The 26,471-nt window shown below is 60.5% G+C and carries 22 protein-coding genes; 17 read left to right on the top strand and 5 right to left on the bottom strand.

Annotated features, from left to right (window positions below; genetic code table 11):
* Positions 1-152 precede the first annotated feature (152 nt).
* Together ASG35_RS05560 and ASG35_RS05555 are read left to right on the top strand one after the other, a co-directional pair.
* Positions 153-713 carry a phosphoribosyltransferase gene (locus ASG35_RS05560; protein ID WP_056353712.1) on the top strand — a complete coding sequence of 187 codons (561 nt, stop codon included), beginning with the start codon at positions 153-155 and terminating at the stop codon, positions 711-713.
* Positions 714-958: 245 nt separating this feature from the next.
* Positions 959-2,851 carry a potassium transporter Kup gene (locus ASG35_RS05555; protein WP_056353889.1) on the top strand — a complete coding sequence of 631 codons (1,893 nt, stop codon included), beginning with the start codon at positions 959-961 and terminating at the stop codon, positions 2,849-2,851.
* Positions 2,852-2,934: 83 nt separating this feature from the next.
* Here ASG35_RS05555 and ASG35_RS05550 read toward each other — a convergent pair whose 3' ends face one another.
* Positions 2,935-5,295, bottom strand: coding sequence for a Tex family protein (locus ASG35_RS05550; protein ID WP_056353708.1), 2,361 nt, complete (start codon positions 5,293-5,295; stop codon positions 2,935-2,937).
* 199 nt (positions 5,296-5,494) lie between these two features.
* On the opposite strand from ASG35_RS05550, the gene ASG35_RS05545 reads away from it, so the two are divergent.
* The 3 genes from ASG35_RS05545 to ASG35_RS05535 all read left to right on the top strand — a co-directional run bounded on the left by ASG35_RS05545 (position 5,495) and on the right by ASG35_RS05535 (position 9,073).
* Positions 5,495-6,412: a colicin transporter gene (locus ASG35_RS05545; RefSeq protein WP_235527456.1), complete on the top strand. Its 918-nt coding sequence runs from the start codon at positions 5,495-5,497 to the stop codon at positions 6,410-6,412.
* 86 nt (positions 6,413-6,498) lie between these two features.
* Positions 6,499-6,717 (top strand): DUF465 domain-containing protein, encoded by a 219-nt coding sequence (locus ASG35_RS05540; RefSeq protein ID WP_056353704.1) that lies wholly within the window; start codon positions 6,499-6,501, stop codon positions 6,715-6,717.
* Between the two features lie 115 nt (positions 6,718-6,832).
* Entirely contained in the window at positions 6,833-9,073 is a 2,241-nt protein-coding gene (locus ASG35_RS05535) for an ATP-dependent DNA helicase (protein ID WP_056353701.1), read from the top strand.
* 86 nt (positions 9,074-9,159) lie between these two features.
* Here the strand turns inward: ASG35_RS05535 and ASG35_RS05530 are convergent, their stop codons facing one another.
* Positions 9,160-9,939, bottom strand: a complete 780-nt coding sequence (locus tag ASG35_RS05530) for an outer membrane protein assembly factor BamD (RefSeq protein WP_235527455.1) — start codon at positions 9,937-9,939, stop codon at positions 9,160-9,162.
* Between the two features lie 162 nt (positions 9,940-10,101).
* Here ASG35_RS05530 and ASG35_RS05525 point away from each other — a divergent pair, with 162 nt between their 5' ends.
* The 11 genes from ASG35_RS05525 to ASG35_RS05475 all read left to right on the top strand — a co-directional run bounded on the left by ASG35_RS05525 (position 10,102) and on the right by ASG35_RS05475 (position 23,388).
* Positions 10,102-11,352, top strand: coding sequence for an RluA family pseudouridine synthase (locus tag ASG35_RS05525; RefSeq protein WP_056353696.1), 1,251 nt, complete (start codon positions 10,102-10,104; stop codon positions 11,350-11,352).
* Between the two features lie 5 nt (positions 11,353-11,357).
* Positions 11,358-12,224 (top strand): peptidoglycan editing factor PgeF, encoded by an 867-nt coding sequence (gene pgeF / locus ASG35_RS05520; RefSeq protein ID WP_235527454.1) that lies wholly within the window; start codon positions 11,358-11,360, stop codon positions 12,222-12,224.
* A gap of 340 nt (positions 12,225-12,564) precedes the next feature.
* The gene (phaC, locus tag ASG35_RS05515; protein WP_082508236.1) at positions 12,565-14,523 is read left to right on the top strand and encodes a class I poly(R)-hydroxyalkanoic acid synthase; all 1,959 of its coding nucleotides are present in this window, start codon (positions 12,565-12,567) and stop codon (positions 14,521-14,523) included.
* A gap of 189 nt (positions 14,524-14,712) precedes the next feature.
* On the top strand, positions 14,713-15,894 hold the full coding sequence (locus ASG35_RS05510; protein ID WP_056353693.1) for an acetyl-CoA C-acetyltransferase: 1,182 nt from the start codon (positions 14,713-14,715) through the stop codon (positions 15,892-15,894).
* 63 nt (positions 15,895-15,957) lie between these two features.
* On the top strand, positions 15,958-16,698 hold the full coding sequence (locus ASG35_RS05505; protein WP_056353691.1) for a 3-ketoacyl-ACP reductase: 741 nt from the start codon (positions 15,958-15,960) through the stop codon (positions 16,696-16,698).
* A 160-nt stretch (positions 16,699-16,858) separates the two neighbouring features.
* Positions 16,859-17,440 carry a polyhydroxyalkanoate synthesis repressor PhaR gene (gene phaR / locus ASG35_RS05500; RefSeq protein WP_056353687.1) on the top strand — a complete coding sequence of 194 codons (582 nt, stop codon included), beginning with the start codon at positions 16,859-16,861 and terminating at the stop codon, positions 17,438-17,440.
* Between the two features lie 256 nt (positions 17,441-17,696).
* A complete protein-coding gene (locus ASG35_RS05495) occupies positions 17,697-18,719 on the top strand; it encodes a tRNA dihydrouridine synthase (protein ID WP_082508235.1) in 1,023 nt (340 codons plus the stop codon).
* Between the two features lie 116 nt (positions 18,720-18,835).
* Positions 18,836-20,227, top strand: coding sequence for a 30S ribosomal protein S12 methylthiotransferase RimO (rimO, locus tag ASG35_RS05490; protein ID WP_056353685.1), 1,392 nt, complete (start codon positions 18,836-18,838; stop codon positions 20,225-20,227).
* 21 nt (positions 20,228-20,248) lie between these two features.
* On the top strand, positions 20,249-21,436 hold the full coding sequence (gene bktB / locus ASG35_RS05485; protein WP_056353683.1) for a beta-ketothiolase BktB: 1,188 nt from the start codon (positions 20,249-20,251) through the stop codon (positions 21,434-21,436).
* 36 nt (positions 21,437-21,472) lie between these two features.
* A complete protein-coding gene (locus tag ASG35_RS05480; RefSeq protein WP_056353680.1) occupies positions 21,473-22,114 on the top strand; it encodes a hypothetical protein in 642 nt (213 codons plus the stop codon).
* A gap of 77 nt (positions 22,115-22,191) precedes the next feature.
* Positions 22,192-23,388, top strand: a complete 1,197-nt coding sequence (locus ASG35_RS05475; RefSeq protein ID WP_056353677.1) for a cystathionine beta-lyase — start codon at positions 22,192-22,194, stop codon at positions 23,386-23,388.
* A 19-nt stretch (positions 23,389-23,407) separates the two neighbouring features.
* On the opposite strand, the gene serB is transcribed toward ASG35_RS05475, so the two are convergent.
* The gene (serB, locus tag ASG35_RS05470; RefSeq protein ID WP_056353873.1) at positions 23,408-24,253 is read right to left on the bottom strand and encodes a phosphoserine phosphatase SerB; all 846 of its coding nucleotides are present in this window, start codon (positions 24,251-24,253) and stop codon (positions 23,408-23,410) included.
* A 116-nt stretch (positions 24,254-24,369) separates the two neighbouring features.
* Between serB and ASG35_RS05465 the strand changes: the two genes are divergently transcribed.
* Complete coding sequence (locus tag ASG35_RS05465; RefSeq protein ID WP_056353674.1) at positions 24,370-25,587, top strand: cytochrome P450; 1,218 nt, start codon at positions 24,370-24,372, stop codon at positions 25,585-25,587.
* 13 nt (positions 25,588-25,600) lie between these two features.
* Here the strand turns inward: ASG35_RS05465 and ASG35_RS05460 are convergent, their stop codons facing one another.
* Together ASG35_RS05460 and ASG35_RS05455 are read right to left on the bottom strand one after the other, a co-directional pair.
* On the bottom strand, positions 25,601-25,903 hold the full coding sequence (locus ASG35_RS05460; protein ID WP_056353671.1) for a BrnA antitoxin family protein: 303 nt from the start codon (positions 25,901-25,903) through the stop codon (positions 25,601-25,603).
* Positions 25,887-26,156, bottom strand: coding sequence for a BrnT family toxin (locus tag ASG35_RS05455; protein ID WP_056353668.1), 270 nt, complete (start codon positions 26,154-26,156; stop codon positions 25,887-25,889). Before ASG35_RS05455 ends, ASG35_RS05460 begins: the two co-directional genes overlap by 17 nt.
* Positions 26,157-26,471 lie beyond the last annotated feature (315 nt).

Below are 26,471 nucleotides of genomic sequence, written 5' to 3'. Positions count from 1 at the left end.
GCATCAAGCTCAAACTAAACGGGCTGAGTCCTGTGATGTACAGAACTCAGCCCACTCGGCCCTAGCCGAAAACTGTCCAACTTCGCGGGGTCAGTTCAATGTGCGGCCACTTTGCATTTTCAACCGCTGTAGGTATTTAAAAGAGCTTGATCATGATCGCGATGAAAGATCCGCGCAACGACGACCGTAACCTGTGGGTAGGCTGGGACGAATATCACCGGCTGATCGAACTGCTGGCGCTGTCCGTGCACGACTCAGGCTGGAAATTCGACAACATCCTGTGCCTCGCGCGCGGTGGTTTGCGCGTGGGCGACCAGCTTTCGCGCATTTATGATTTGCCGCTCGCAATCCTGGCGACGAGTTCGTATCGTGAGGCGGCGGGAACGGAGCAGGGCGCGCTCGATATTGGCCAATACATCACCATGACGCGCGGCGAGCTCGCCGGCAATGTGCTGCTCGTTGACGATCTGGTCGATTCAGGCGTCACGCTGTCGCGTGTTCAGCAGCATTTGAAAGAACGTTATCCGGCGGTGACGGCAGTGCGCTCGGCGGTGCTTTGGTATAAAGGCTGTTCGAAGGTGAAGCCTGACTATTTCGTGCAGTTTCTCGAAACCAACCCCTGGATTCATCAGCCGTTCGAAGAATGGGACACTGTCCGGCCGCACAACCTCGGTGCGTGGATCAAGCGGGGCTTGCACGACGAACGCAGCTGATTCCTTCCACTTTCCTTTCCGCATCTTCGCCGTGATGCCGTTCTAGGCAAACTGCCGTTCGATTGCCTGTTAGCATGCTCGAACGGCATTTTTGCGATTATCGCCATGCACCTTAGGGGCTTCCCTGCAATGTCAAATCGGTTTATTGCGCCCGTCGTCGCGGTATCACAACACGGCGGTGGGGCGGCAGGTGCAGCGTTAGAATGGCGTTCGTTTTTTCCGATCACGACGGCTCCCCCGCGTTTATGACAACAATGACCCACGCGCACGAGCGCAAACAACCACTGCCTGCTCTGGCGCTTGCCGCTATCGGCGTAGTGTTCGGCGACATTGGCACGAGCCCGCTTTACGCGCTGAAAGAGGCGTTCAGCAAGTCGCATGGCATCGAACTGAACGAAGCTTCCGTCCTTGGGGTCATTTCGCTGCTGTTCTGGGCGATCGTGATCGTGGTGGGCATCAAATACGTGCTGTTCGTCATGCGCGCCGATAACAACGGCGAAGGCGGCGTGCTCGCGCTCATGACGCTGGCGCTGCGCACGCTGAAGGAGTCCGGCCGCGCCACCGGCGTGCTGATGATGCTCGGCATCTTCGGCGCCTGCATGTTTTATGGCGACGCGGTTATTACGCCGGCCATGTCGGTGATATCGGCGGTGGAAGGACTTGAAATCGCCTCGCCGCGGCTCGCGAATTACGTGATTCCGATCACCATCGTCATTTTGATCATGCTGTTCTGGATCCAGCGACGGGGCACGTCGGTAGTTGGCAAGCTGTTCGGCCCGATCATGCTGGTGTGGTTCGTGACGCTCGCTGTAATGGGCGTGTTTCACATCGTCCAGGCGCCGCGTGTGCTGGTCGCCCTGAACCCGTATTACGCGTTTTCGTTCATGCAGGCGCATGTGTTGCAAGCGTATATTGTGCTGGGTTCGGTCGTGCTGGTGCTGACCGGGGCTGAAGCGCTGTATGCCGACATGGGGCACTTTGGTGCGAAACCGATTCGATACGGCTGGTACGGCCTCGTCATGCCATCGCTGTTGCTCAATTACTTCGGCCAGGGCGCGCTTCTGATGCATTCGCCCGAAGCGCGCGAAAGCCCGTTCTTCCTGATGGCGCCCGACTGGGCGTTGCTGCCGCTCGTGATCTTGTCGACGATTGCGACCGTGATTGCATCGCAGGCGGTGATTTCTGGCGCATATTCGCTGACGAGCCAGGCTATTCAGCTGGGTTACGTGCCGCGCATGAAGATCCTGCATACGTCCGATCTGGCTATCGGACAGATTTATATTCCGGTCGTGAACTGGATGCTGCTGTTCATCATCCTGTGCATCGTGATTGGCTTCAAGAGTTCTGAAAATCTCGCGGCGGCTTATGGGCTGGCCGTTACCGCCACCATGCTGGTTACGACCATCCTCGCGTCGGTTGTCATGACCAAGCTTTGGGGATGGAACAAGTTCCTGGTGGGCGCGATCATCAGCGTGTTTTTTATCATCGATGTCGGATTCTTCGGCGCGAGCTTGCTCAAGATCGAGCAGGGCGGCTGGTTGCCGTTGGGTATCGGCGGGGTGTTGTTCTTCCTGCTGATGACGTGGTTCAAGGGACGCATGATCGTCAAGGACCGGACCGCCGCCGATGGTATTCCGCTGATGCCGTTCCTTCAGGGATTGCTGGCGCATCCGCCGCATCGTGTTTCAGGCACGGCGATCTATCTCACGGGCAGCGATTCGCTCGTGCCGGTCAGCCTGTTGCATAACCTGAAGCACAACAAAGTGCTGCACGAGCGCACCATTTTCCTGAACTTCGCGACGCGCGATGTCCCCTATGTGGACGATGCCACGCGCGTGGAAGTGAAGGATGCTGGCGGTGGTCTGTTCCTGGTCAAGGCGCAATACGGTTTCAACGAAACGCCCGACGTGAAGGCTGTTTTGCTCGAAATCGGGCGAACGCACGACATGACGTTCGAGTTGATGGATACGTCGTTTTTCATGGCCCGCGAGACCGTTGTGCCGACGCAGTTGCCGGGCATGTCAGTGTGGCGTGAACGCGTGTTCGCATGGATGCATCAGAACGCCGCGAAGCCAACCGACTTCTTCAGTATTCCCGCCAATCGCGTGGTTGAACTGGGAACGAAGATCGAGATTTGAGTGTTGCGTTTGATTGAGTCATAAAAAAACGGCCCGTCTTTCGACGGGCCGTTTTCACTTTCGCTGCGCTGGTTCGCGATAGCTCATTTCTTCAGCTTCGCAAATGCCGCTGCCATTGCGCTGCTGGCTGTTTCCGGCTCGCGCCGGCCGCCGCCGTTGCCACGCTCATCGCGCGCGCTGCCACCACCACCGCCGCTACCACGACGATCCTGCCCGCCACGAGCCTGTTGCTGCGGCGAACCGCCCTCGGGCGCGAAGTCATCGTCAAGACGCATGGTCAGCGCGATCCGCTGACGCTTCACATCGGTTTCCAGCACTTTCACCTTGACCACCTGACCGGCCTTCACCACCTCGTGCGGGTCCTTGATGAACTTCGTCGACATCGCGGAAACGTGCACGAGACCGTCCTGATGCACGCCAATATCGATAAACGCGCCGAACGCCGCCACGTTCGTGACCACGCCTTCCAGGATCATTCCCGGCGCCAGATCCGAAAGCTTCTCGACGCCTTCGCGGAACGTGGCCGTCTTGAACTCGGGACGCGGATCGCGGCCGGGTTTTTCGAGCTCGGTCAGAATGTCGCGGATAGTAGGCAAGCCAAAACGTTCATCGACGAAATCTGCCGGCGACAAGCCCGACAAGGCCTCGCGCTTGCCCATCACGTCAGCGGCGTGCTTCTTGATCTTTGCCAGAATCCGTTCAACAACCGGATACGCTTCCGGGTGCACCGACGACCGGTCCAGCGGATTCACGCCATTGTTGATGCGCAAGAACCCGGCGGCTTGTTCGAAGGTTTTATCGCCGAGACGAGGGACTTTTTTCAGCTGGTCGCGTGAAGCGAACGGGCCGTTGGCATCGCGGAAATCGACGATATTTCGCGCCAGCGTCGCATTCAAGCCCGACACGCGCGCGAGCAAGGCCACCGAAGCAGTGTTTGCGTCCACGCCAACCGCGTTCACGCAATCCTCGACGACAGCATCGAGCGAACGGGCGAGGTCGCGCTGATTCACGTCGTGCTGATACTGGCCGACGCCAATTGCCTTCGGGTCGATCTTGACGAGTTCGGCAAGCGGATCCTGCAAACGCCGTGCGATTGAAACCGCGCCGCGCAAGGTCACGTCGAGGTCAGGAAATTCCTTCGATGCCAGTTCGGACGCCGAATAAATCGATGCTCCCGCTTCGGATACAACGATCTTCTGCAGCTTCAACTCGGGGTGTTTCGCGATCAACTCGCTTGCAAGCTTGTCCGTCTCGCGCGATGCGGTGCCATTGCCGATGCTGATCAACTCAGCCTGCGTCTGTGCGGCGATGCGTGCAAGCTTGGCAAGCGACCCGTCCCAGTCGCGACGCGGCTCGTGCGGATAGATGACGTCTGTTGCAAGCAGCTTGCCGGTGCGATCGACCACGGCGACCTTCACGCCTGTGCGCATGCCCGGATCGAGTCCGATAACCGCTTTCGGGCCTGCCGGCGCCGCCAGCAAGAGATCCTTCAGATTACGCGCAAACACACGGATCGCTTCGCCTTCGGCTTCTTCCCGCAAGTTCGTCAGCAAATCGTTTTCGATATTCGGCTGCACCTTCACGCGCCAGCACCAGCGGCAGACGTCGGCGAGCCATTTATCGGCGGGGCGGCCCTGATTGGCGATACCAACGTGGTTCGCAATCAGCGTTTCGCCCGGATGCGGCACTTGTGCATCGAGTTCCCCGCCGAGGCCCAGCTTGACGGACAGAACGCCCGCATTACGGCCGCGAAACAGCGCCAGCGCCCGATGCGACGGCACCGTGCGAATGGTTTCCGAATAGTCGTAGTAATCGCGGAATTTTTCGCCTTCCTCGGTTTCCTTGCCTTCGACAACGGTCGAGATCACGCTGCCTTGCTTGAACAGATATTCGCGAACCTTGCCGAGGATTTCCGCGGTTTCGCCGAACTGTTCGGAGAGAATGTCGCGGGCGCCATCGAGCGCGGCTTTCGTGTCGGCGACGCCTTTTTCTGCGTCCACATAACGCGCGGCTTCGGTTTGCGGATCGAGCTTCGGATCGGCGAGGAGGGCGTCCGCGAGCGGCTGCAGGCCAGCTTCGCGGGCGATCATCGCGCGGGTGCGGCGTTTGGGCTTGTACGGGAGATACAGGTCTTCGAGCACCTGCTTGCTGTCGGCGCGCTCAACGGCTGCGCGCAGTTCGGGCGTGAGCTTGCCCTGTTCGTCGATACTCTGGACAATCGCCGCGCGCCGGTCTTCGAGTTCGCGAAGATAGACGAGGCGTTCCTCGAGATTGCGCAATTGCGTATCGTCGAGATTGCCGGTCACTTCCTTTCTATAACGGGCGATGAACGGAACGGTGGAGCCTTCATCGAGAAGCTGCACGGTCGCGGCGACCTGGCGCGGTTGCACATTCAACTCGGTGGCGATGCGCTGGACAATCTTGAGTGCTACGGTTTCCGTCATGGGTGTCTGCGTCTGCCTGCTGGCTCATCAGGGGCGTTTCCATGCCGCGCATTTCACTTGAATCCGCGCGAACACGTTTGCCGGGTTGGTGAAGCGGGGCATTTTGCCATAAATGCCGGAGGGCTCCGGCGCGCGGTGATAGAATTTCGGCATCGTAGAAGCTGCATTTCATACTTTGTCCAACCCGCTGGCTATCACGTTGCCGACCTCCCGCCTCTCGTCCATTTTGCCGACTGATCCAGTCGAATCGTTCGCCTCGACCGGTCTGACCGCATCGGGCGATGCCGTGCGTTTTTTCTCACGATGGTTTCGTCCGCTTGCGGCCGCCTCGGTCGTGCTTGCTTGCGCGGGTTTCGTGCAAGGCGCGATGGCGCAGACGCCGAAGCCGATCAACCCGAATACGTCGGTTACCGAGTCTCCGCTCGACAGCGCTGGAGCGAACGGCGCCAGTGCCGCGGACCCAACTGCGGACACGAACGGCTTCGGCGCGCGTCAGAAAGCGCTTGATGTGCGCAGCGAAGAAAACAATTATCGTTATGCGGTCCAGCAGCACGATTGCTACAGCAATTTTTTCGTCAATCATTGCCTTAATGCCGCGCGCGCGGCCAAGCGCGACGTGAGCCAGGAAATCCGCAAGGAACAGCTGGCACTCGACGACGAGCAACGGCTGGCACACGCGCAGCAGCGCGATCAGCAGACCGCGATCAAGCGCGCGCAGTACGATGCGGATGCGCCGCAACGCGCAGCGACCGAAAAAGCGAGCGCGGAGTCATTCGCGGAGAAGCAGCGCCAGAACGCGCTTTCCGAAGCACAGCGCAACGCGGAAGCGCCGCAGCGCGCTCAGAATCAGGCGGCCTACGACCGCAAGCAGGCGGACTACCAGAAGAAGCTCGACGACGCCGCCGCGCGCGGCGTGCAGGACGCGCGCGATCGTGACGCAAAGGCTGAGCGATTCGAGGCGAAGCAGCGCGACGCCGCCGAACATCAGGCGGAGGTTCAGGCCCGGCAGAAGGAAGCTGCTGCGAAACAGCAGCAGCGTGCCGCCCAGGACGCCGCGGATCGGGCGCATCAAGAGCAGCTCAAGCAACAACAGCAACAACAGCAACAACCGAAGTAAGCTTTCGAAACTCTGGATGTGGACAGCAACCTCGGGCGACGCCGCCAGTATTTCCCGGCGTTTTGCCGCGACGAGAGGAGCCGAACATGCATGCATATCCTGCAGCAGAAGTGGATGCCGGCACGATCCGCGAGCGTATAGGGCAGTTGCAGGCAGAGCACCACGGCCTGGACAGCTTGATCGGAAAGATGGCGGACGTGCCCGGCATCAATGAGCTCGAAATCAGGCGCCTGAAAAAGCGCAAGCTCAAGGTCAAGGATACGATCATCCTGCTGCAGTTACAGTTGGAACCGGACGCGCGCTGAAACGGCGTTGCGCGATTCAGCAACGCGTGCGTCGAACAGTGTTGGCCCGCACGCGGCACCAAAGCCCAAGCTACAAAGCAGGAACGTCCCTTTGAATTCGCCCGACAACGCCCCCATGGACCACGCGGAATCCGTGCTGAAGCCGGCCGCGAAAGCGGGTGTCGCCGACACATCGCTCTCGCTCACGCTCGCACCAAAACGCCGCATCGAACTCGACGCGATTTTTGCCGCCGAGGGTCTGCTGGCGCGTCAAATCGATGGCTATCGCTCGCGCGCATCGCAGATCGACATGGCGCGCGCAGTCGCCGCCGCGATGGAAGCGTCCGGCCGCGCCATGCCCGAGCCCGCCATGCTCGACGCGCAACGCCGCCCGGCACGCAAGCTGGGGCCATCGGATGCGCCGGTCGTGGTCGAAGAAAACGGCGACGAAATTGGCCTCGCCACTGCGTCCACAGGCGTCGATGGCGGTGAAAACACGTTGATCGTGGAAGCGGGCACGGGGACGGGCAAGACCTTCGCGTATCTCGTGCCGGCCATGTTGTGGGGCGGCAAGGTGATCGTCTCGACCGGCACCAAGCACTTGCAGGACCAATTGTTCCAGCGCGATATTCCGACCGTGCGCGACGCGCTTGCCGTGCCGGTTTCCGTCGCGATGCTCAAAGGCCGCGCGAATTATCTGTGCCATTATTATTTACAGCGCACCGCCGATAACGGCCGCTTGCCGACGCGCCAGGACACGGCGCATTTGCAGGAGATCATCCGCTTCGCGAAGATCACGCATACCGGCGACAAGGCCGAACTCGCGAGCATTCCGGAGAATTCGCCAGTCTGGCCGATGGTCACATCCACGCGCGACAATTGCCTCGGCCAGGATTGCCCGCATTACAAGGAATGTTTTGTCATGCAGGCACGCCGCGAGGCGCAGCAGGCGGACATTGTGGTGGTCAACCATCACTTGTTTTTCGCCGACGTCATGCTTCGCGACACCGGCATGGCCGAATTGCTGCCGACCGCGAACACCATCATCTTCGACGAAGCGCATCAGCTGCCCGAAACCGCGACGCTGTTTTTCGGCGAGACCGTTTCCACCACGCAGTTTCTGGAACTTGCACGCGATGCCGTCGCGGAAGGCCTGAGCCACGCGCGTGACTTTTCCGACTGGACGAAGCTCGGTGCCGCGCTCGAACGCGCCGCGCGCGATGTCCGGCTTGCGTTCAGGGAAGATTCGGTGCGCATGTCGCTCGGCCAGCTCGCCGACGATCATCCTCTATTCAATGCCCTCGACACGCTCGAAGAACATCTCGACGCGCTCACAGCCGCACTGAATGCACATGCGGAACGGGCGGAATCGCTGGGCGCGCTGCAGCGCCGGGCTCGCGAACTTCAGGGTTTGCTCGGCGGCTGGACCGCGCCGCCAACGGCCGCGGAAAAAGCCATCGCCGAAGAAAAAGAAGCGGCCGCAAAAGCCGATCCAAACGAGATGGTTCGATGGATCGAAGTGTTTTCGCACACGGTTCAGTTGCACGAAACGCCGTTGTCCGTCGCGCCGATCTTTTCGAAGCAGCGCGCTGGCGTGCCGCGCGCGTGGATCTTCACATCGGCGACTTTGTCGGTGCGCGGCGACTTCACGCATTACGCCGCACAAATGGGCTTGAACGCGCGGCGCTCCATGACGCTGCCGAGTCCCTTCGATTATCCCCAGCAAGGCTTGCTGTACGTGCCGCGCAACTTGCCGCAACCTTCATCGCCGAATTTCACCGACGCCGTGTTCGATGCCGCTTTGCCTGTCATCGAGGCATCGAAGGGCGGCGTGTTTTTCCTTTGCACCACGCTGCGCGCAGTCGATCGCATCGCGAACCGGATGCGGGACACTATCGAGCGGCGCGGCTGGGATTACCCGCTGCTGGTTCAGGGCGACGCGAGCCGCACCGAATTGCTCGATCGTTTCCGTTCATATGGCAACGCAATCCTGGTCGGCAGCCAAAGCTTCTGGGAAGGCGTGGACGTACGTGGCGACGCGCTTTCGCTGGTGGTTATCGACAAGTTGCCGTTCGCGCCGCCGGACGACCCGGTGTTGTCGGCGAGACTCGATGCGTTGACGAAAAAGGGCTTGAGTCCGTTCGCCGTGCACCAGTTGCCGCAAGCGGTGATTACCCTCAAGCAGGGCGCGGGCCGCCTCATTCGTGCGGAAACGGATCGTGGCGTGCTGATGATCTGCGACACACGTCTCGTCGATAAACCCTATGGCCGACGTATCTGGCAAAGCCTGCCGCCGTTCAAGCGCACACGCGAGATAGAAGTGGTGCGCGCGTTTTTCACCGATCCGGAAACGGCGGTGGCCGAGGCGGACGAGTAAGCCCGGCGCATCGATTGAACCGAGCGCGCAATAAAAAACCCGGCTTGAAAAGCCGGGTTTTTTATTTGCAGCGAGAACGAAATCGCTTACCAGATCTGCCACCAGGACTTGTTGTCCCTGCCTGGGCGTGCCCTGCCGGTCACATACGGGCTATCCGGGAACGTAGCAGCCAGCACGCGCTTCGTATCGCCTTCAAGTTGCGGCTGATCGAGCTTGCCATACGACAGCATCATGATATGCAGCGCATCTTCCGTTGCCGGTGCGTTCTTGTACTCGCGAATGGCAAGTTGCGCGCGGTTGATCGCAGCCACATAAGCACCACGGCGATAGTAATAATCCGCTGCATGAACTTCATGCGAAGCAAGTGCGTTCACGATATAACGCATGCGTTGCGCTGCATCCGGCGCGTACTTGCTTTGCGGATAACGGTCCACCACGACCTTGAACGCATCGTAGGATTCGCGCAGCGACTTCGGATCGCGCTCGCTCATGTCCTGGCCGGAAAAACGGCCGAACAAACCGAGGTCGTCATTGAAGTGGATCATGCCTTTCAGGTAATACGCGTAGGCAATGTCCGGATGATCCGGGTGCAGCTTGATGAACCGGTCGATCGCCGCATCTGCCGATGCGGTTTCACCGTCTTTCCAGTTGCAGTACGCAACGTTGATCTGCGCTTGTTGCGCGAAATGTCCGAACGGGTCACGGCCTTCGAGGTTCTCGAAATACTTCGCGCATTTGCCGAAGTCGCCGCCGGTCAGCGCATCCTGCGCCTCCGAGTATAATTTCCCGTTATTCCACGTTGCCGTTTCGTCGGTTTTCTCGGGCAAACCATGGCAGCCTGCGACAATGACGGCACCTGCAGCCATCGCAGCAACCCTGACAGACGAGTTCGACAATAACCTGCCTGGCAGGCTGATCAACTGGCGCACAGGGTTCAAAACGGTTTTCAAAGCTTGATTCACGGCTCGCATCAGTGCTTGCATTTTCTAGCTCATGCCTTTCTGGCTAATTCCCAGCTTTCAGTCTAAATGACCCGCTCAAGTACAAGTCGTACCAAAGATCGCAGCAAAGATTATAGCCCAAGCGCATCGGCCGACGACGCACGTCCGGACGATTTGACCGCATCCGCGGCGGCGTCCGGCTCTGCAACCGAAACGCACGGCACACCTGTGTCCACCAACCTTCATGCACGCCGCGCCGATGCTGAAACGCCGCGCACGATTGCCGTGCCGGACGAGTACGCCGGCGAGCGCCTCGACAAGGTCATGGCCCGCCTGTTTCCGGAATTCTCGCGCAGCCGTTTGCAGACGTGGATCGATGCACAGCGCGTGCAGGTCGACGGCGCGCCCGCCAAGATCCGGCAGCCCGTGCCGCTGGGCGCCACCATCACGCTGATTCCCGATCTGCTGCCCGAGCAGCTCGCCTTCACGCCCGAACCCGTGCCGCTCGACATCGTCTACGAAGACGACGCGCTCGTGGTCATCAACAAACCGGCCGGCATGGTCGTGCATCCGGCGGCCGGGAACTGGAGCGGCACGTTGCTGAACGGCCTGCTTTATCGATACGGCGATGCCGCCGCGGGTTTGCCGCGCGCGGGTATCGTGCATCGGCTGGATAAGGAGACGTCGGGGCTCATGGTCGTCGCGCGCACACTCGAGGCGCAGACCATTCTCACGCGCCAGTTGCAGGCGCGCACCGTCAAGCGCCGCTACGTCGCGCTGGTGTGGGGGACGATGCCGGACGAAGGCACGATCGATGCCCCTATCGGCCGTGATCCGCGCGACCGCACGCGCATGGCGGTGGTGGAGAGCGCATCGGGCAAATATGCGCGTACGCATTACCGCACGATCGACCGGGCGATGTGGAACCAGCAACCCGTGTCCGCCGTGCATTGCGATCTCGATACCGGCCGCACGCACCAGATTCGCGTGCATTGCGCGCATATCCGGCATCCGCTTCTCGGCGATCCAATTTATGGCCACGCGCGCGGCAAGCGATCGGTGCAGCCGCTACCTGATGGTTTCAACCGCCAGGCACTGCATGCCTGGCGTCTTGGCCTGATCCATCCCACGACGGGCCGCGAGATAAGCTGGCGCGCGGATGTGCCGGAGGATATTGAAGCGCTGGCGGCGGAATTGGGACTTGGCCGCGACGAATCGACGGATCTCGATCCGGAAGACGAGGATTTCATCCAGGAAGAGGGTTACGACGCGAGCGCGCGTGGCGGCTGGGATGAATCACAGCCGATCGAATACGACGAAGACGACGATGAGGAGTGAGCGCAGTGAGCGAGTCTTCCCACGCGGATTTCCTGGCGCGGCCACTTCGTCACGATGATTGCCTGTGGCCCGAATGGTCGAGCGGAGTTTCGAAAGTATCGACGCGCGTGCGCGCATTCGCGACCACGCGTAACGGTGGCGTGAGCGAAGGGCCATTTGGCGGCGCCAACGGCCGCGGCGGCCTGAACCTTGGATTGCACACTGGCGACGCACCTGAAGCGGTGCTCGAAAACCGTCGCCGCGTGGTCGAGCTGACGGGCGCGCCTGTCGCGTGGCTTGAGCAGGTTCACGGAGTCGAGATTCAAGACGCGGGCGAAATGATCGACCGTTGTGCGGGGTCTCCCGCGCTGCCGGTCAAAGCCGATGCCGCCGTGACCGATCGCCCGGGCGCGGTCTGCGCGGTGATGGTCGCGGATTGCCTCCCCGTGCTTTTCTGCGATACCGCCGGCCACGCGGTCGGCGCAGCTCATGCGGGTTGGAGGGGATTGGCGGGCGGTATCGTCGAAAAAACGGCGACGCGCGTTGCCAGTCTGGCCGGCACGCGGATGGAGAGTCTGCATGCGTGGCTGGGACCTGCAATAGGACCAACGGCCTTTGAAGTCGGCGAGGACGTACTTGAAACTTTCGTGAGTTCGTCCGATCCTGCGCATCGCGACGCGGTTGCTGCCGCCTTCGTCCCGCGTCAGCAGAAACACAAATATCTCGCCAATCTTTACGCGCTTGCGCGTTTGCGGCTCGAACTGTCGGGCGTCGTCCCGGAGAACGTCCACGGTGGAGGACATTGCACGGTGACTGAAACCGAGCGGTTCTATTCGTACAGGCGGGATCGCACGACCGGGCGCATGGCCGCCATGATCTGGCTTGCCGATTAACCTTTCTACGCTAAGCGCACGCAACAAAGCACACGCCAGCGCCGCGTTCATTGTGCGCAGCAAATTTCATTGTCCGATCGATTGATTACATCGGGAAAACGATGATGAAAAAAATATCGCACTGCGTCAAAATCAAGGCGATGCATTGACACACCTTGCACCGTGGAGCAAGAATGTTTCACAAAAGCGCACGGCGCTAGCAAGGTCACATCATCGCGGTCGGGCATCTGTCGAGCAATTAAAGCCCGCGGCACTTCGCCCGCGATGATCCCCGACGCGGCTCCACGTCACGCCTCTATCAGCAACTCAGTCTTTCGGGACGCTTAGGTCAAACGCGGATATGGCTGCTTCCAGATCGTCTTCCTCATCTTCATCCGGTTCGTCACGTTCTTCTGCCAAGGATCAGGCCACGGATGCAGCGTCGAGTACGCCATTCAGCGTGCCCGGTGCAGATCCCGCCGCCGTGCAAAAGATGTTCGAGCAATGGCTCAACACATGGCGTTCGGTCGCCGATCCCTCTTCGTGGCAAAAACTCGCGGCGCAAGCCAATCCGGGTTCGGCGTCATCACCGGCGGCGAATCCCTTCGCGGCGTTCGGCGGCATCCCCGGCTTTGCGGGTTTTCCCGGCGGTAACGGCAACATCCAGTCCATGTTTCCGTCGATACCCGGCATCCCCGCCATGCCGAAAATCCCTACGGCTGCAATCGCGCCGCAACGCCTGCAGGAATTGCAGGCTAATTTCTCGCGCGACGCCACGGAACTGGTGAAGCAGGCGAGCGCGCAAAGCATCGATTTATCGACGCTGAAAGACCGGCGTTTTAGCGGCCCCGCCTGGCAGTCCACGCCCGGTTTCGCATTTGCCGCCGCGTGGTACGTGCTGAACGCGCGGTATTTGCAGGAGCTTGCGGAAGCGGTCGAAGGCGATGCCAAGACGCGCGAGCGCATCCGCTTCGCCGTGCAGCAATGGGCGGCGGCGGCATCGCCGAGCAATTACATTGCGTTGAATCCGGATGCGCAAAAGGCGTTGATCGAAAGCCGCGGCGAAAGCCTGCAAAAAGGCATGATGAATCTGCTCGCTGACATGCAGCGCGGCAAGATTCGGCAAAGCGATGAATCCGGCTTCGTGGTCGGCAAGAACATTGCGACCACGCAAGGTTCGGTCGTGTTCGAGAACGACCTGCTGCAACTGATTCAGTACACGCCGCATACCGCCACCGTGCGCGAGCGGCCGTTGCTGATCGTGCCGCCTTGCATCAACAAGTTTTATATCCTCGACCTGCAGCCCGAAGGTTCGCTCGTCGGTCATGCGCTCGATGCCGGCCATCAGGTTTTCATGATTTCATGGCGTAATGCCGATGCGTCGATTGCGCACAAGACCTGGGACGATTACATCGACGAAGGCGTGTTGACGCCTATCGATGTGGTCAAGCAGATCAGCGGACGCGAGCAGATCAATACGCTCGGTTTTTGCGTCGGCGGCACCATGCTCGCGACCGCGCTCGCCGTTCTCGCCGCGCGCGGGGAACATCCGGCGGCATCGATGACCTTGCTCACCGCCATGCTCGATTTCACGGACACGGGCGTGCTGGATGTGTTTATCGATGAGCAGCATGTGAAGATGCGCGAGCAGACCATTGGCGGCAAGGATGGGACGGCGGCGGGTCTGATGCGCGGCGTCGAGTTCGCGAACACCTTCTCGTATCTGCGCCCGAACGACCTGGTGTGGAACTATGTGGTCGACAACTACCTGAAGGGCCGCACGCCTCAGGCGTTCGATCTGCTTTACTGGAATAGCGACTCGACCAATCTTCCCGGGCCCATGTTCGTCTGGTATTTGCGCCACACGTATCTGGAAAACCGCCTTCGCAATCCGGGCGAATTGACGACGTGTGGCGAGCCGGTGGATCTGTCGCTGATCGACGTGCCTACTTTCCTTTACGGATCGCGCGAGGATCACATCGTGCCGTGGACGGCGGCTTATGCCTCCGCGCCATTGCTTACCGGGCCGCAGACCTTCGTTCTCGGCGCTTCCGGGCATATTGCAGGCGTGATCAATCCGCCATCGAAGAACAAGCGCAGTTTCTGGAAGCTCGATACCGACGATAAAACCCTTCCCGAAAATGCCGACGATTGGTTCGAAGGCGCGACCGAGCATCCGGGAAGCTGGTGGACCACCTGGACCGCCTGGCTAGATGGTTACGGCGGCAAGAAAGTGAAGCCGAAGCCGGCGCTGGGATCCGACGATTTTCCGGTGATCGAGCCGGCGCCGGGACGCTATGTCCTGCAGCGAGACCAGTGAGCGGCATGCGGACCAGACCCGATTGCATTTCAGCCGCGGCGGGTCAACAGTAGGCGGGAAATTACGCATGACACGGGCGTTGTTCGGCGCGCTGCGTGCATCGTCGGAAATACGTAAATACGGCAAGCGGGCTAATGGCGCCGCCTCCCGAGGCGGGCCACCACTTTCGACTCTCAGAGGAAACTGAAAATGACAGACGTAGTGATCGTATCGGCTGCACGGACGGCAGTCGGCAAATTCGGCGGGTCGCTGGCAAAGATCGCCGCGCCTGATCTGGGCGCAGTCGTGCTGCGCGCCGTGCTGGAGCGCGCGAATCTCAAGCCGGAGCAGATCAGCGAGGTGATCCTCGGCCAGGTGCTCACGGCCGGCTCCGGTCAGAATCCGGCGCGTCAGGCGCTGATCAAGGCGGGTTTCCCGAACGCCGTTCCGGGCATGACCATCAACAAGGTGTGCGGCTCGGGCCTGAAGGCCGTGATGCTTGCAGCGAACGCGATCATTGCCGGCGATGCCGACATCGTGGTCGCGGGCGGCCAGGAAAACATGAGCGCCGCGCCGCACGTGCTGCCGGGTTCGCGCGATGGCTTTCGCATGGGCGACGCCAAGCTGATCGACTCGATGATCGTCGACGGGTTGTGGGACGCGTTCAATTCCATCCATATGGGCGTGACCGCGGAAAACGTCGCGAAGGAATACGGCATCTCGCGCGCGAACCAGGACGCGTTCGCCGCCTTGTCGCAGAACAAGGCGGAAGCGGCGCAGAAGTCCGGCCGTTTCGACGATGAAATCGTGCCCGTCGAGATTCCCCAGCGCAAGGGCGATCCCGTGCGCTTCGCCACCGATGAATTTGTGCGTCACGGCGTGACGGCGGAATCGCTGGCATCGCTGAAACCGGCGTTTTCGAAGGAAGGCACGGTCACCGCGGCCAATGCTTCCGGCCTGAACGACGGCGCCGCGGCCGTCATCGTGATGTCGGCTAAAAAAGCTGATGCGCTCGGCCTCACGCCGCTCGCGCGCATCAAGGCGTACGCGAACGCGGGCGTCGACCCGAAGGTCATGGGCATGGGTCCGGTGCCGGCATCGAAGCGGTGTCTGGAGCGCGCGGGCTGGTCCGTGGGCGACCTGGACCTGATGGAAATCAACGAAGCGTTTGCCGCGCAAGCGCTTGCGGTGCATCAGCAAATGGGCTGGGATACATCGAAGATCAACGTGAACGGCGGCGCGATTGCAATCGGCCATCCGATTGGAGCGTCGGGCGCGCGGATCCTGGTCACGCTACTGCACGAAATGCAGAAACGCGATGCAAAGAAAGGGCTGGCGTCGCTGTGCATCGGCGGCGGCATGGGCGTGGCGCTCGCACTCGAGCGTCCGTAGGGAGGCCGTGCGAACGGGCACGGTGCGCTGAACCAGCGCACATAAAGATAAACGGAGCGAGCAATGACTAAACGAGTAGCGTACGTAACGGGCGGTATGGGTGGCATCGGCACGAGCATCTGTCAGCGGTTGCACAAGGACGGCTTCACGGTCGTCGCGGGTTGCGGGCCGAATTCGCCACGCCGGGTCAAATGGCTCGAAGAACAAAAGGCGCTCGGCTACGAGTTCATCGCGTCGGAAGGCAACGTGGGCGACTGGGAGTCGACCAAGAACGCCTTCGACAAGGTCAAGTCGGAAGTCGGCGAGATCGACGTGCTGGTGAACAATGCTGGCATCACGCGGGACGTCGTGTTCCGCAAGATGACGCACGAAGACTGGACCGCGGTCATCGATACCAATCTGACAAGTCTCTTCAACGTGACGAAGCAGGTAATCGATGGAATGGTCGAGCGCGGCTTCGGGCGCATCATCAATATTTCGTCGGTGAACGGCCAGAAAGGGCAGTTCGGCCAGACGAACTATTCGACGGCGAAAGCCGGCATTCACGGTTTCACGATGGCGCTCGCGCAGGAAGTGGCGACCAAGGGCGTGACGGTCAACACCATTTCGCCGGGGTATATCGGCACGGATATGGTGAAGTCCATCCGTCCGGACGTGCTGGAGAAGATTGTCGCGACCATTCCGGTTCGCCGGCTTGGACGGCCCGAGGAAATCGGGTCGATCGTGGCGTGGCTGGCATCGGAGGAATCGGGATTCTCGACCGGCGCCGACTTCTCGCTGAACGGCGGCCTGCACATGGGCTGAGGGCGCGAGGCACCGCGCGCGACAGAACGTGGAGACCTTGCGCGCCGTGTCGCCGGCACTGTATCCGGCGCCCACTACGAACCGGCGGTTTCCCGGCGCTCGAAACCGGAGCGCATGAAATCCGCCGGCACAGTTCGAGTTTTGCGTTTAAAGGCGTTACATGACCACTACAAAGAAATCCGCCGAACGGCTTATAAAAAAATATCCGAATCGCCGGCTCTACGATACCGAAACCAGCACCTACATCACGCTGTCCGACGTCAAGCAGCTCGTGCTCGACCAGGAAGAGTTCAAGGTGATGGACGCCAAGTCGTCCGAGGACCTGACGCGCAGCATCTTGCTGCAGATCATCCTTGAAGAGGAGAGCGGCGGGCTGCCGATGTTTTCATCGGTCATGCTTTCGCAGATCATCCGCTTCTACGGCAACGCCATGCAGGGGATGATGGGCACGTACCTGGAGAAGAATATCCAGGCGTTCATCGATATCCAGCACAAGCTCACCGATCAGTCGAAGGGTTTGATCGATGGCGGCAATGGCACGCAGCTGAACCCGGAAGTGTGGTCGCAGTTCATGAACATGCAGGCGCCCATGATGCAGGGAATGATGACGAGCTATATAGAGCAATCGAAGAACATGTTCGTGCAGATGCAGGAGCAAATGCAGAATCAGGCGAAATCGATGTTCAGCACGTTTCCGTTTCCGAATCCGCCGGGGACGGGTGGGACGGGGGAGAAGAAGTAGGGGCGAGGCGGGTGGTGCCAGCGGTTTCCGTTGTGGCTCACAGTACAATAATCAGTTATCGCGCAGTGCCCATGGCGGATTTTCGCCCTGCGGCGAACCCTGCGCTCGTCAGCTCGTGCCCGCCCGGCTCTTACGCCGCGCGACATTCACATCGTCGGACCGCGACATGTCCCATATCACCACGCTCGTCACTTCAAAAGGCTGCTTTGTCGCGCTCCGATAACCACGCGAGCCGCCACTTGCGCCTGCTTCCCCCATGAGCCAGCTGTTTCTCGCGCCCATGGAAGGCCTGGCGGACTACGTTCTTCGTGACGTCCTGACCAGCACCGGTGGATTCGACGGCTGCGTGTCCGAATTCATCCGGGTCACGGGCTCGGTGCTTCCTCGCGGTGTCTACGAAAGAGAAGCGCCCGAAGTTCTCCACGGCGCTCGTACATCCGACGGAACGCCGATGGTCATCCAGTTGCTCGGCAGCGATCCCGAATGGATGGCGCTGAATGCGGCCATGGCCGCCAGCGTGTCGCCGCATGGAATCGATCTGAACTTCGGTTGTCCCGCCAATGTCGTCAACCGGCACGGCGGCGGCGCGATGCTCCTGGCGCACCCTGAACAACTGCATCGCATTGTTTCGTCGGTTCGCGCAGCGGTGCCTTCGGGCGTCGCCGTGACAGCAAAAATGCGGCTGGGCGTGTCCGATACGTCGCTCGCCATCGACTGCGCAACGGCGCTCGCGGAGGGCGGCGCCGCTTCCCTCGTCGTGCATGCCAGAACGCGTGATCATGGCTACCGGCCGCCGGCCCACTGGGAGTGGATCGCGCTGATCGACGACGCCGTACGCGTGCCGGTCGTCGCCAACGGCGAGGTCTGGAGCGTGGGCGATTGGGAACGATGCCGCGCGGTCAGCGGCTGCGCAGACGTGATGATCGGGCGTGGCGCGGTTTCGGACCCGTTTCTGGCTTTGCGCATCCGCGGATTGATGGACCGAACGCCTTCCGCTGCGGAATGGCCGGCCGTGTTAGCCCAACTTGCCGATTACATGAGAAAACTGCAGCGCCGTGTAGCGGTCCGCCACGAGCACGGGCGCGTCAAAAAGTGGCTTAGCTATCTCAAACGGACCTGGCCGCAGGCTGACGAGCTGCATGCAGCTATCCGGCGCCTGAATGATTCGTACGAAATTATCGAAGTGATCGAGCGCGCTTTGCCTCGTAATCCGCCGATACCCGATGCGTCAACGCCTCGCCCCTTGGCCGGCTGCGCCATCGCGGGCGCGGTACAATAAGCGGTTGCGTGCGCGGGACGCCGTCCGGCCTTTGATCCTCAAGGACAACAAAGCCTGAGCCTTGCCGCACCGTCCCCATTTGTCGCCATCGTCACCGCTATACGCCGGACTCACCTATGTCGCAGACTATTTCCCCCGCCGCGCGGGCTTCATCGGCACCTAAAGTTGGATTCGTTTCGCTCGGCTGCCCTAAAGCCCTGGTCGATTCCGAACAAATCATCACGCAACTGCGCGCCGAAGGGTACGAGATTTCCAGCTCCTACGACGGCGCTGATCTCGTTGTCGTGAATACGTGCGGTTTTATCGATGAAGCCGTGCAGGAAAGCCTCGATGCCATCGGCGAAGCGCTGCACGAAAACGGCAAGGTGATCGTGACCGGTTGTCTCGGCGCGAAAAAAAGCGCCAGCGGAACGGGCCTGATCGAGGAAGTGCATCCGAAAGTGCTGGCGGTGACCGGTCCGCACGCGACCGCCGAAGTCATGATCCACGTGCATCAGCATTTGCCCAAGCCGCACGATCCGTTCATCGATCTGGTGCCGCCGGCCGGGATCAAGCTCACGCCGCGCCATTATGCGTACCTGAAAATATCCGAAGGTTGCAATCACCGCTGCACGTTCTGCATTATTCCGTCGATGCGCGGCGATCTTGTCTCGCGTCCCATAGCCGACGTGATGCTCGAAGCGGAAAACCTGTTCAAATCCGGCGTCAAGGAACTGCTCGTAATTTCGCAGGACACGAGCGCGTATGGCGTCGATGTCAAATATCGCACCGGTTTCTGGAACGGCAAGCCGGTCAAGACGCGCATGACGGATCTCGTCGGCGCGCTTGGCGAGCTCGCGGCGCAATATGGCGCCTGGGTGCGCCTGCATTACGTGTATCCGTATCCGAGCGTGGACGAAGTCATTCCGTTGATGGCCGAAGGTCCGCTGAAAGGCCACGTACTGCCGTATCTCGACGTGCCGTTTCAGCACGCGCATCCCGAAGTGCTCAAGCGCATGAAGCGTCCGGCGAACGCCGAAAAGGTGCTCGAACGCGTGCAGAAATGGCGCGCAATGTGCCCGGACCTGACGATCCGCAGCACGTTTATCGCGGGATTCCCGGGCGAAACGGAAGAGCAGTTCCAGACGCTGCTGGACTTCATTCGTATCGCCGATCTGGATCGGGTTGGCTGCTTCGCGTATTCGCCGGTCGAAGGTGCGACGGCCAATGAGCTCGACGGCGCGTTGCCCGACGAAGTTCGCGAGGAACGCCGCGCGCGATTCATGGAACTGGCCGAGGAGTTATCGGCGGAACGCATGAAGCGCAAGGTCGGCAAGACGCTGAAAGTGCTCGTCGATGAACTCAGCGCCGAAGGCGGCGTCGGCCGTACGGCGGCGGATGCGCCGGAGATCGATGGCGTGGTGTATATCGAGCCGGCAAAAAAGGCGTCCAAACGATACAAGGCCGGCGATTTCGTGTCCGTGAAAATCACCGGCGCCGATGGCCACGACCTGTGGGGCGAAGTTTAAAAGCGGGATAAAGGAGCTTTCATGACGCAGCGTGAAGTGGTGGTGGTCAGTGGTGTGCGGACTGCAATCGGCGATTTCGGCGGCGCGCTGAAGGACTTCAGCCCGACTGATCTCGGCGCGCGGGTGGTGCGCGAGGTTTTATCGCGGGCAGAGTTATCCGGCGATGACGTGGGTCACGTGGTGTTCGGCAACGTGATTCAGACCGAGCCGAAGGACATGTATCTGGCGCGCGTCGCCGCGTTGAACGGCGGCGTCACGCAACACGCGCCCGCGTTGACGGTCAACCGGTTGTGCGGATCAGGCCTGCAGGCGATCGTTTCCGCCGCGCAATCCATCTTGCTCGGCGATACGGACATTGCCATCGGCGGCGGCGCGGAAAGCATGAGCCGCGCGCCATATCTCGCACCGGCCGCGCGTTTCGGGCAGCGCATGGGCGACGCGCGGCTCATCGACATGATGCTGGGCGCGCTTCACGATCCCTTCGATTCCATCCACATGGGCGTGACCGCCGAGAACGTTGCGGCGAAGTACGGTATTTCACGCGAGATGCAGGACGAACTTGCCGTTGAATCGCACAGGCGGGCGGCGCGGGCTATCGAAGCCGGGTATTTCAAGGAGCAGATTCTGGCGGTGACGCAGGCGTCGAAGAAAGGCGACATCGTCTTCGATACCGACGAACACGTGCGTTTTAACGCCACGCCTGGCGATTTTTCGAAGCTCAAGCCGGTGTTCGTCAAGGAAAACGGTACGGTCACGGCAGGTAATGCATCGGGCATCAACGATGCAGCGGCCGCTGTCGTGCTGATGGAACGCAGCGAAGCTGAAAAGCGTGGTCTGAAACCGCTCGCACGTCTGGTCTCGTATGCGCACGCGGGCGTCGATCCGAAGTACATGGGCATTGGGCCGGTTCCTGCTACGCAAAAGGCCTTGGATCGCGCTGGTTTGACCGTCGCCGATCTCGACGTGATCGAAGCCAACGAAGCGTTCGCGGCGCAGGCGTGCGCGGTATCGAAGGAACTTGGGTTCGATCCCGCGAAGGTCAATCCGAATGGTTCGGGCATTTCGCTCGGCCACCCGATCGGCGCGACTGGCGCGCTGATCACCGTGAAGGCGCTGTACGAATTGCAGCGCACGGGCGGCCGGTATGCGCTGGTGACGATGTGTATTGGCGGCGGCCAGGGGATCGCGGCAATTTTTGAACGAGTTTGAGTTGAGACTGAGCTGAGACCAAGTAGAGATCATTCGATGACGCAATTGAAAGTGGCAGCCTTGATGCTGGCAGCGTTGGTGCTGGCCGGATGCAATTCCCCGATGCCGCCCGACGGATCGCGCGCGGTTTCCGCCGCACGCGCCGCTGCTACGCCGGGGGATCTGGGCCTGCGGGCGCCGGGGACATCGGAAGCAATCGAAACGTTGGCGCTGCCACCCGCCAAACCCTTGACGCCTAATCCTGCGTTCGCGCGGTTTCCGGTGTACATGGGCACGCTGGGTGGCAGGCAGATCGAGATGAAGCTGGGCGCAAAGACTGACGAAGCGTCGGGCGTGCATGGCGAATACCGGTTCGCCGGAAGCCCGGCGGTGATCGTGGTCGCCGGCGACCGCGACGGCGATACGCTGGAAATCGAAGAGTCGACCGACGGCACGCATATCACGGGCAACTGGGTCGGCAAATTTGCAGCCGATGGCAGCGTGTCCGGCGAGCGCATGAACGCCGACGACTCGAATCCGATTCCGTTCGACCTGAAACCGGTCGGCGCCGGATTGCCGCCCATGACGGGTTCGGCTGCGCCAAAAGCGCCGAAGCCTGTGGCGCCATCGCTCGAAGCCGCGCCTTCCACGCCGAACAACGCAGTGGGCGGCACGAGCAACGTGATCATCGGCGAGTGATTCCGGACCTCGCATAGAGCGTCATCGGCTTCCGGCGATGGCGCTTTTTTCTTTCATACACGCTACGCAGGACAACCATGACCGATACCAGCCACTCGTCGAAACAACGCAGCTTGCAGACCCGCATCGTCCATCCCGAGGACAAGTTGACGCCCGGTTTCGAGTCGTTTTCGATGCCGGTCACGCGTGCGTCGACGGTCGTGTTTCCGGATCTCGCGACCATGCGCGCGCTCGTCTGGCACGACGACAGCCAGTGGCGCTATGGGCTTCACGCCACGCCCACGTCGCTTGCGCTGGCGCAGCGGCTTGCCGTGATCGAAGGCGGCCAGCATGCGTTGCTCGCGCCGTCGGGGTTATCGGCTATATCGAACGTATATTTCGCGCTGGTCAAATCGGGCGATCACGTTTTGATTCCGGATAACGCCTATTCACCCAACCGCGAGCACGCCGATTGGCTGGCCAAGGATTTCGGGCTGGAAGTGACTTATTACGATCCGCTGATCGGCGCGGGTATCGATGCATTGATCCAGCCTAACACCAGGCTGATCTGGCTGGAGGCGCCGGGCTCGGTGACCATGGAAGTGCAGGACGTGCCGGCGATCGCGAAGGTCGCGCAAACGCGCAACGTGCTGACCGCGATCGACAACACCTATTCCGCCGGTCTCGCGTTCAAGCCGTTCGAACATGGCGTCGATATCTCGGTTCAGGCACTGACGAAGTATCAGTCGGGCGGCAGCGACATCCTGATGGGCGCGATCATCACCGTCGACAAGAACCTCCACGCCCAGATCAAAAGCGCGCGGATGCGCATGGGTATCGGCGTGTCGTCGGATGATTGTTCGCTCGTGCTGCGCAGTTTGCCGAGCATGAAGATCCGCTTCGAAGCGCACGACCGGACGGCGCTCTCACTGGCGCGCTGGTTGAAGACGCGCCCGGAAATCACGGCGGTTTTGCATCCGGCTTTGCAAGATTGCCCTGGACATGAATATTTCGAGCGCGACTTCACGGGCGCGGGCGGCTTGTTCTCCGTGATCTTCGATCAACGCTACAGTCCGGCGCAAATCGATACCTTCGTTGAAACGCTCGAAAACTTCGCGATCGGCTGGAGCTGGGGCGGAGCAAACAGTCTTGCCATGCCGTACAACATCAAGTCGATGCGCACCGCCAGCGCGTGGCCGCACGAGGGCGTGCTGGTGCGCTTGTATATTGGGCTGGAAGATGAAGCCGATCTGCGTGCGGATCTTGAACGCGCGCTGGACGGACTGCTCGGCTGAGATCAGATAACGGCGGCGTTCAAAACAGTTTCAAGACGCCATCCAGGCCAACGAAATTCAGCGCAAGCGTCGCTGCTTCCCGCACGACTGGCTTCGCCCGGAACGCTACCGATAACCCCGCGTCCGCCATCATTTTCAGGTCGTTCGAGCCGTCGCCCATCGCGATGGCTTGCTTCGGATCAATACCAAGCTGAGCGCACGTTTCGCGCAACGTCCGTGCTTTTACCTCGGCATTGACGATCTCGCCGGTCACATTGCCCGTCAGTTTTCCATCGATAATTTCAAGCGTGTTCGCGCGCGTGAAATCGAGCCCGAGGCGTGCCTTCAGCTTTTCCGTGAAGAACGTGAAACCGCCGGAAACCAGCAGCGTTTTCAACCCTGCGGCCCGGGCGCCGGCGAGCATGACTTCCGCGCCCGGCGACAAACGCAGGCGTTCCTCGTAGACGCGTTCGAGCGCGCTTGCGTCGAGTCCTTTCAGCAACGCGACGCGTCGAGTCAGGCTTTCGTTGAAGTCCTTGATTTCACCGCGCATCGATGCCTCCGTAATCGCCGCGACCTCGGCTTTCAGCCCGCAGAAGTCGGCGATTTCATCGATGCATTCAATCGTGATCAGCGTTGAATCCATGTCCATCGCGATCAGACCGAAGTCCTCGAGACGCGCTTCTGGCGCCACGAACGCGTAGTCCAGCCTGTGCGTGCCGCAGTAGGCATCGATGTCCGGACGCTGCAACGGATCGGCGCCGCGCAACCGCAGCACCGTCTCGTCGTCCGCCGCACGCTCTGTTTGCTGCGAGCGGGCGAGGGCGGCGAGCGGCTTCAGGTGGGTATCGGCGATCGGGTCCAGACTTTGGATGACGAGGTTCATGGCAGGCGGCGTGGGATTTAAGCGGCGAAAGACCGTCATTGTAATGGTCCCGACCGATGGCGGACGCACGGCGGCCGCCGCTATCATGAACGTCGAAAGATATTACGGAGACCCGCATGACCCCGACCGAACGCGCACAGGCCTTCGATCTTCGCCAGCTCGACGCGGCTTTCTACGCCGATCCGTATCCGGTCTACGACGCATTGCGCGCAACCGAGCCGATCAAGAAAATGCCCGACGGCTCGCTTTTTCTCACGCGATACAAGGACGTGCAGGCGGTGTATCGCGATCCGAAAACCTTCAGTTCGGACAAGACCGTGGAGTTCGGCCCGAAGTACGGCGCCAATACTCCTTTGTTCGCGCATCACACAACGAGTCTCGTTTTCAACGATCCGCCGCGCCACACGCGCGTGCGCAAACTCATTGCAGGCGCGCTGACGGCACGCGCGATCGCCGCGATGGAACCTGGCCTCGTGCGTCTAATCGATGATCTGCTGGACCAGGCCGCCGGACGTGGTCAGATCGATTTGATCGGGGAATTCGCATCGGCGATTCCGGTTGAAGTGATTGGCAATCTGCTCGATGTTCCGCACGATGAACGCGAACCGTTGCGAGACTGGTCGCTAGCGATTCTCGGCGCGCTGGAACCGGCGCTCACCGCGCAGCAACACGAAAAGGGCAATCGTGCGGTGACGGAGTTCATCGATTATCTGGTGACGCTGGTTGCACGCCGCCGAAGCAATCCTGGAGATCCGCAACACGATGTCCTGACGCGGCTGATTCAAAGCGAGTCCGATGGAGAAAAGCTCAACGAAGCTGAACTGCTGCACAACTGCATCTTCATTTTGAACGCGGGTCACGAGACGACCACGAACCTGATTGGCAACGGCATCGTCTTGCTCGCGCAATGGCCGGAGCAGCGTGCGCGGCTTGAGGCGCAGCCTGAGCTGATTGAAAGCACGATTGAGGAATGTCTGCGCTACGAAAGTTCGAACCAGCTTGGCAACCGGATCGCAACGGCGGATACGCGGATTGCGGACACCGACGTAGCGCGCGGAACGCCGGTCACGCTATGCATTGGCGCGGCGAACCGCGATTCCGACCAGTTCGATCATGCCGATATATTCGATATCACCCGCGATCCTAACCGGCACCTCGCGTTCGGTTTTGGCATTCATCAGTGCGCGGGTTTGTCGCTTGCGCGCCTTGAAGCGCGGATCGCGATCGGAAGGTTTGTCGCGCGTTTCCCTGCGTTTCGACTGGCTGGTGATCCATTGCGCGCTCAACGCGCACGGTTTCGCGGTTTCGTGGAGGCGCCGGTTTCGGTGAAATGATCGGCCGCACCCTTCAGCTCATCAGGCCATGCGACATGGCGTAATGCCGCAAAGCCGCGTTCATGCGCGTTTGCCAGCCGTCGCCTTGCGACTTGTACGCGTGAACCACGTCCGGATCGATGCGCAACTTGACCGGCAGCTTCGGGTTTTCGAGCTTCGGCCGTCCACGCGGCCGCAATAGTTCCTGCGCACGTTCCTGCCCGTAAAGTTCCGGCAATACATCGGCGGCCGGGCGTGCGCGGGCGAAATCCGCATCGCCCCATTCCGGATTCTCGTCCGGCGCGTGTTCGTTGCTTTCTTTAATGTGCTTGTTCATATCTCTTTATCTCGCGAGGATTTGCTTTTCGCAGGCTGATCACGTGCATCTTCCCGCCGCGTGGTGTGAAAACGAGCATGTGCAGCCGCCCTTCGATCAAACCGAGTACCTGGAAGCGCCGCTCCTCGTACGCCATCCTGATATCTTCGACAATTAGCGCCTTCGTCATGTCCAGGTCGCGTACAGCTTCGAAAGACAGACCGCGTTCCCGGATGTTTGTCTCGTTTTTTAAAGCGTTATACGAGATCGGCATTAATAATGTACCCCCAAAAAATGTGATTTACAAGGTTTATTTTGTACACCCATGAAATAGTGAATCGTGCTTTGTTAAAGGACTTTTCGGCATCCGACCTCAAATAATCAAGGTGGCGAAAGGCTCTAAAAATCAGCAAATTCCTATTTCCATTTTTTCGAGATAAATACCGGTTTTGTCCTATACCGATCAGCCGGGAAGGTCAGATTGGATAAACATATTCGTTGTTTTGCAGAAGATGTTTTGTCGATTACCGTGGTTCTCCGCGAAGCTGGAAGTCCATAAGATGGGCGCATACCTTGCAACGCATGCTCA

Origin of the sequence: Burkholderia sp. Leaf177 (assembly GCF_001424345.1) — a bacterium.
Lineage (GTDB): Bacteria > Pseudomonadota > Gammaproteobacteria > Burkholderiales > Burkholderiaceae > Caballeronia.
The sequence above is the reverse complement of the archived record's forward strand: the minus strand, read 5'-3'. Positions and strand labels throughout refer to the sequence as shown.

Bases quoted from the DNA above. Each gene is read 5' to 3' on its own strand.
- ASG35_RS05560 (WP_056353712.1), top strand. From the start codon at position 153: ATGATCGCGATGAAAGATCCGCGCAACGACGACCGTAACCTGTGGGTA.
- ASG35_RS05555 (WP_056353889.1), top strand. From the start codon at position 959: ATGACAACAATGACCCACGCGCACGAGCGCAAACAACCACTGCCTGCT.
- ASG35_RS05550 (WP_056353708.1), bottom strand. From the start codon at position 5,295: ATGACGGAAACCGTAGCACTCAAGATTGTCCAGCGCATCGCCACCGAG.
- ASG35_RS05540 (WP_056353704.1), top strand. From the start codon at position 6,499: ATGCATGCATATCCTGCAGCAGAAGTGGATGCCGGCACGATCCGCGAG.
- ASG35_RS05535 (WP_056353701.1), top strand. From the start codon at position 6,833: ATGGACCACGCGGAATCCGTGCTGAAGCCGGCCGCGAAAGCGGGTGTC.
- ASG35_RS05530 (WP_235527455.1), bottom strand. From the start codon at position 9,939: ATGGCTGCAGGTGCCGTCATTGTCGCAGGCTGCCATGGTTTGCCCGAG.
- ASG35_RS05525 (WP_056353696.1), top strand. From the start codon at position 10,102: ATGACCCGCTCAAGTACAAGTCGTACCAAAGATCGCAGCAAAGATTAT.
- phaC (WP_082508236.1), top strand. From the start codon at position 12,565: ATGGCTGCTTCCAGATCGTCTTCCTCATCTTCATCCGGTTCGTCACGT.
- ASG35_RS05510 (WP_056353693.1), top strand. From the start codon at position 14,713: ATGACAGACGTAGTGATCGTATCGGCTGCACGGACGGCAGTCGGCAAA.
- ASG35_RS05505 (WP_056353691.1), top strand. From the start codon at position 15,958: ATGACTAAACGAGTAGCGTACGTAACGGGCGGTATGGGTGGCATCGGC.
- phaR (WP_056353687.1), top strand. From the start codon at position 16,859: ATGACCACTACAAAGAAATCCGCCGAACGGCTTATAAAAAAATATCCG.
- ASG35_RS05495 (WP_082508235.1), top strand. From the start codon at position 17,697: ATGAGCCAGCTGTTTCTCGCGCCCATGGAAGGCCTGGCGGACTACGTT.
- rimO (WP_056353685.1), top strand. From the start codon at position 18,836: ATGTCGCAGACTATTTCCCCCGCCGCGCGGGCTTCATCGGCACCTAAA.
- bktB (WP_056353683.1), top strand. From the start codon at position 20,249: ATGACGCAGCGTGAAGTGGTGGTGGTCAGTGGTGTGCGGACTGCAATC.
- ASG35_RS05480 (WP_056353680.1), top strand. From the start codon at position 21,473: ATGACGCAATTGAAAGTGGCAGCCTTGATGCTGGCAGCGTTGGTGCTG.
- ASG35_RS05475 (WP_056353677.1), top strand. From the start codon at position 22,192: ATGACCGATACCAGCCACTCGTCGAAACAACGCAGCTTGCAGACCCGC.
- serB (WP_056353873.1), bottom strand. From the start codon at position 24,253: ATGAACCTCGTCATCCAAAGTCTGGACCCGATCGCCGATACCCACCTG.
- ASG35_RS05465 (WP_056353674.1), top strand. From the start codon at position 24,370: ATGACCCCGACCGAACGCGCACAGGCCTTCGATCTTCGCCAGCTCGAC.
- ASG35_RS05460 (WP_056353671.1), bottom strand. From the start codon at position 25,903: ATGAACAAGCACATTAAAGAAAGCAACGAACACGCGCCGGACGAGAAT.
- ASG35_RS05455 (WP_056353668.1), bottom strand. From the start codon at position 26,156: ATGCCGATCTCGTATAACGCTTTAAAAAACGAGACAAACATCCGGGAA.